3 protein-coding genes and 1 pseudogene are annotated in these 5,567 nt (G+C 48.4%); all 4 read left to right on the top strand.

Going from position 1 to position 5,567, the window contains the following annotated elements; translation table 11 throughout:
- Nucleotides 1-328, top strand: a pseudogene (locus F557_RS23085) (transposase); the annotation flags it as partial.
- A gap of 774 nt (nt 329-1,102) precedes the next feature.
- Entirely contained in the window at nt 1,103-3,805 is a 2,703-nt protein-coding gene (locus F557_RS21485; RefSeq protein ID WP_019002891.1) for a protein kinase domain-containing protein, read from the top strand.
- Nucleotides 3,806-4,440: 635 nt separating this feature from the next.
- Nucleotides 4,441-4,755 (top strand): AAA family ATPase, encoded by a 315-nt coding sequence (locus tag F557_RS0114210; protein ID WP_019002889.1) that lies wholly within the window; start codon nt 4,441-4,443, stop codon nt 4,753-4,755.
- Between the two features lie 26 nt (nt 4,756-4,781).
- On the top strand, nt 4,782-5,261 hold the full coding sequence (locus tag F557_RS0114205) for an AAA family ATPase (protein WP_019002888.1): 480 nt from the start codon (nt 4,782-4,784) through the stop codon (nt 5,259-5,261).
- The last annotated feature ends 306 nt before the right edge of the window (nt 5,262-5,567 follow it).

The raw sequence follows: 5,567 nt of genomic DNA, 5'->3' as shown, positions 1-5,567 counted from the left end.
ATTCTATAAAAATGCGTGTCTGTTTGATGAAACCAGAGTGCATGATGATTACTCAATCATAGGAAGTGAATTCTGCAATTTCCTGTCAACTGTTCTATCATTTAAATTGATTAACAAATTTGATAAGGCTGAATTACTGAACACTTTTACCTATAAAAAAATCATGTCAATTTTAAAAAGAGCTAAGCAAGCCAGAATTAACTCGGGTGATTGGCAACTTATAAATATGAATCCGTCTCAGGTTAAGGTACTTCAAAAGTTGTCTCTTTTACCACAAGATGAAGTACCAACTAAAAGATCTCCTGGCAGACCAAAAAAGAATGTATAGTATTACGATTTGGGAAAGTTCTAGTTTAGAATTAGGTGGCAGGAATTACGGATAATACTCGGGATCGGGTTTCCTGCCTCAGAGCCCTGCAGAAGCGGTACAGTCTTTTAAGAATGACAGTGAAAGAAGGGGGCAGCCTGCGGCCGTGGCACAGGCCCATGGTACTTATGTCAGCGATGACGTTTAATGCTGGTGGTGGCTGCGGTAGCCGGGCGGTGATCAGGGCGGCGCGTCGGGCGTGTCTATTCGGGCAGCGCGCCCCTTGCGGGCGGCACGTTATTTTTGAGATACTGGCGGTGTAATACCCAGGTTCGTTTTTGTAATGCCTGACTCTTAATTTCCTAACCGGAGGAGAAGAACATGTACCGGAATAAGCAGCAGAACATGTACCGGAAAAAGCAGCAGCCGGAGCTACCGTAATTACCAGGGCGAATGAGCTCTGTTCCTGTATCATAACGGTGGTAATGCAGAAAGACTGTGCTGTCCGAACTTCCGTATTTTCGTCCTTGAGAGAGAGAATAGCGGAGAGCCTCCAAAGCCGCCGAAATCTGTTCAGGCTCGCATTTTTGGCCATTATTTTTTCAAATAGGGCTCCCTTATCAAACTATCATTCCGGGCATTCGGAGATAATCTTCTCATATTCAAGGATAATTTTGGGATCCGGTTCCCGTCAAAACGCCTTTGCTGTCAGGCTGATAAGGTGTTTTCAGGAGCGGGGTTCTATTGGCATAGGCCCGTCTGCTGTTACGGGGCAAGTTTTTTCCGGGAGCATGCATGTCAGAAACCAAAATCAATCTCTCTTACCTGGATAAGCTCCGGGGGACCCGGATTAACGCCGGGGAATCCCCGGTACCGGATCTCACCGGGAAAATGCTGGGGGATTTTTATGCAGAGCAAAAAATGACTGTTACCTCCGGCGAGGCTGATATCTACCGCTGTTCCGGCACGGGGGCTTATGCGGGGAAAAGCTACGTTCTCAAATACTACCGCCGGGAGAATGCAGTAAAGCCGGATGTGATCGAAAAGCTGAAAATGCTCAATAGTCCCTGTGTGGCTCCCGTGGTAAGCTTCGGCGTTTACGAGAAGCATCAGTACGCAGTGCTCCCGTATTACGGGATGCCGGCTCTTTCAGAGGTTCTGGCGCAGGGGATCCTGTTTTCCGAAGAGGAGCTTGGCAGCTATATTATCCCTTCAGTTACTGAAGGTCTTAAGGCACTTCATGACGCGGGAATTCTGCACAAGGATCTCAAGCCCGGAAACCTGATACCGGATGATACCGGGGAGCATATCGTCCTGATTGATTTCGGGATCAGTTCTGATGCCGGAAAAAACACTGTTCTCCTAACCCGTACCGGCATGACTCCGGCCTACGCCGCTCCCGAGACCGTGCAGAGGCTTTTTCACCGGGAGACAGACTACTATGCTCTCGGCATTACCGTCTTTGAGCTTTATACCGGCTATACCCCTTTCCAGAATGAAGCTCTTTCTCCGGAGGAGGTCTCCAGACTGGCCGCTATCAGTAAAATCAGCTTTCCGGCAGACTTCCCGCCGCGTCTTAGGGATCTGGTGCTGGGGCTTACCTACAAGGATCTTTCCCACCGTAACGAGAAGGATAACCCCAACAGACGCTGGGGCTATGATGAGGTGAGAAGGTGGCTAAAGGGCGAAGATGTGCCGGTACCAGGTGAAGGTTATGAGGCGGGACCAAAAACGCAATTTCTTCCCTACGGCTTTGCCGGGGTTAAGTATGAGACTCTGGAGTCTCTGGTTAAGGCCATGCTTAAAAATCCTGCTTCCGGAATCCGGGATGCGGGTAGAGGAATTCTGACCCATCACTTCAGTCTCTTTGCCCCCGATTTCGAAAAGATCTGCCGGGAGGCGGAGGAGAGTCTGCAGGGGAATACGGATGCGGTATCAATGCATAAAACATTTTACCGCCTGATGTACCGGCTTCTTCCGAGCCTGAAAACAATATTCTGCGGCGGCCGGGAATTCGGGAATCTCTCTGAACTTGGCGAAGCGGCGGTGGCTGCGGCGTTGTCCGGGAATGCCGGATTTATGGGCGAGCTCCGGCTTTTACAGAGCTCCTTCCTGGACTTCTATGCGGGAACAATTTTAAAGAGTGATGCAGCTACCGTTCTTCTTCAGAAGGCCGCATTACAGATTACGCACCAGAAGTGTTCGGATATGCAGGCTGCCTGGGTATTGGGCTATGCATTTTCAGATAAGAGAAATATCCGGGTGGGCGATAAGGCCTTCAGCTGTCCCGCAGAGCTTTTGGGGTATCTTAAAAAGCTGGAAAGCGAGCAGGGTTTTTCGGGGTACATCAGGTATATTGAGGATCACCAAAAGGATCTGGAATTCTTTTCCGCTGTTATGCCGGAGGAAAAGTCCCGGGAGGCTTTAAAGCTGGTTTTGGAGGATCTGAACCGGGCAGTTTTCGGGCAGGGCGAACTCCAGTTTAAAAACGCCAGAGCCTTTGATGACTACGTGGGCAGTCTCCTCCGGAAAAAGGAGACCTATCGTCTCCGTAAACTCCTTACCTCCTATGACGCCGCTCTTAAAGAAGTATCCGAAAAGCTCTGGCATTCCAGCTCCTACGATAATCTCAGAAGAACCGTTTCCGGTTTTGTAAGGTTTGAGGAGCTTTTATTCTCCTCGGTACCGGATTTAAAGGCCTATTTTGAGAAGCTTCTTCAGGAAAACCGGGATACCCCGGAGTTTTTCCAGAACTTTGTCAGCTCTCATAACAGATCCTTAACCGAACTCGAAAAAATCTCCGCACTCTCGCAGGTTATCGGAAGATTCCGGTCATACTCCGGTTCCGCTACGGACACGCAGGCCGGCATTACCGTAAAGGGCATTAAATATCCTACGCGGAAGCCCATGCGGGTTAAAGTCGGGGAATATGTAAAGTTTGGAAGCTATCCCCAGAACAACGATAATTCCAAAGAACCAATTGAATGGCTGGTTCTGGAGGTCAGCGGCGATGAGGCCTTGCTGGTGAGCCGTTACGGTCTGGACTGCAAACAGTATCATCATGAGAGTGTATCTATAACCTGGGAAAAATGTGATCTCCGGAAGTGGCTTAACAATGATTTTCTGAAGGAGGCTTTCTCGGAGGAGGAAATGCGAAGAATTCGGCTCTCAGAGGTAGTGAATGAATATAACCGGAAATACGCTATCCCTGGCGGAAATAATACCCGGGACCGGGTTTTCTGCCTCAGCCTTGCGGAGGCGGAACAGTATTTTAAGAATGAGAGTGAAATAAGGTGTCAGCCTACGGCCGTGGCAAAAGCCCATAGGGGAGGTTGTTCCTATGAAGGTTATTGCTGGTGGTGGCTGCGGTCGCCGGGCTTCTCTCAGGACAACGCATCGTACGTGAGTACGGTTGGCGCGCTAGGCCCGCTTGGTAGCGACGTCTACGGTGGTGACTACGCTGTGCGGCCCGCTTTACGGCTAATCTGGAATCTGTAATCTTCTAATCTGGTAATCAGCCGCCGCGGCGGAGCCTCGGAATCTGGCGCGGCTTCCCGCGCCCGTCTTTCGCCCGCCTGCGGGCGGCCGGGCGTTATTTTTGAGAAAGGGCGCTGGAGTTAGCCTGCTTCACTTTCGGAATGCCTGACGCCTGGTTTCCTGACCTGAGAAGATGTACCGGAAAATTCAGGAGGCGGATCTTACCGTATTTAACCAGGGCGCATGATCTTTGCTCCGTTATCCTTTCGGTAACCATAAAATCCCCATGAGCAGTTTCCGTTCCCCCGGAATCCTGAGAAATTGGAAGCGCTCCGGACAGGACTTTTTATGCCATCCGAGTATAATTGAGGAGGGATGGATTCTAATAAAGGCGGGATGGATTCTAATAAAGGCGGGGGCTCCTGTGGTTGCGGCTCCCAGATCATACTCAGAACATTGCCCTGTATACATAAAGACGGACTGCTTACTCCCCCGAATGGTAACAGCGTCAGCAATGATAGCAGCGAATTGAGATCCGGACTGGCCGGTCCTGAATAATTTGTAAAACCTCGCAGGCCTGGGGAGCGTTTTGTTTTTTCCAGGGGAAAAGCCTGAAATTCCCGGCACTCAGGGATGGTTTTTGGAGTAAATGCGATATGGGAACTTTTTTAAATCCCGGGGGCAGTAATGCCTTCACAGAACTTGTAGCTAAACAGGACTCCGGTATCTTCGTTGACAAGACTGATTTTATCGCTGAAACCATTGACAGACTGGATGCCGGAGATTTAAAGCTTATTGCCTTTGCCAAACCCCGGCGTTTCGGAAAAACCGTCACCGCGCACATGCTGGCCTCCTATTATTCCAAAGGTGCCGACTGCAAGGCCGTGTTTGCGGGGCTGAAGGTGGCCGGTTATAGCGGACAAAGACAGTTAACGGACAGAAAAAGGAAATTACCTACGAGGAATACCTGAACAGGTGCAATGTTATCTACTGGGACATGAACAGCATAGATAATGATTTCCGGGCCTACGAGTCAGATAAAAGTCTTTATGTTGATTATGTAGACGATATTGTTGACTACCTCCAGTATGTGACATTGCTGGAAATCAGACAGAACCGGGAATTTGATGAAAAGATCAGCAAAGCGCCCCTGATTGGCAGAAAATCGTTAAAACAGGCTTTGGTCGCCACGGAGGCAAAATTTGTCCTAATTATGGATGAATGGGATCTGCTGTACCGGGAATACCGGGATAACGAGGCTCTTCAGAAAAAATTTATTGATATGCTCAGAGGTCTGTTTAAAGCTGCCGACGGCCTTTCGTGCTTTTCTCTGGCATACCTGACCGGTATTCTTCCCATAAAGAAATACAATTCCCAGTCAGCTCTTAATAATTTCGATGAATACAATATGCTGCATCCTGATACGTTTGCTCCGTATTTCGGTTTTACCTTACATTTCGCAGTTGAGATTGCTTAATTACCACTTTTTATAATGGGCTGGAGGAATTTCAAATTCCTTTTTGAGACTAGCATGTTGTGACGTCGATTAATATAGGGGTTTGTCACAAAAAATACATATATAAAATATTTATTTTTAAAATGTGATACAAGGATCGCTTTAATATTATCTCGCTTGTGGCAGGCGATTTTATTTCCCTAGAATACGGCGATTATTGCCAATTTTGGGGGATGTCATGACCGTTATTACGAGAGAGCTGCTTAAACCTTTAACCATGGGGCATTTGGGACTGGTTGGAGCTTTTATTCAGGAAACCGGAATTAT

It is taken from the genome of Succinimonas amylolytica DSM 2873, assembly GCF_000378405.1.
Classification (GTDB): Bacteria; Pseudomonadota; Gammaproteobacteria; order Enterobacterales; family Succinivibrionaceae; genus Succinimonas; species Succinimonas amylolytica.
This window is presented reverse-complemented; position numbering and strand designations above follow the sequence as displayed.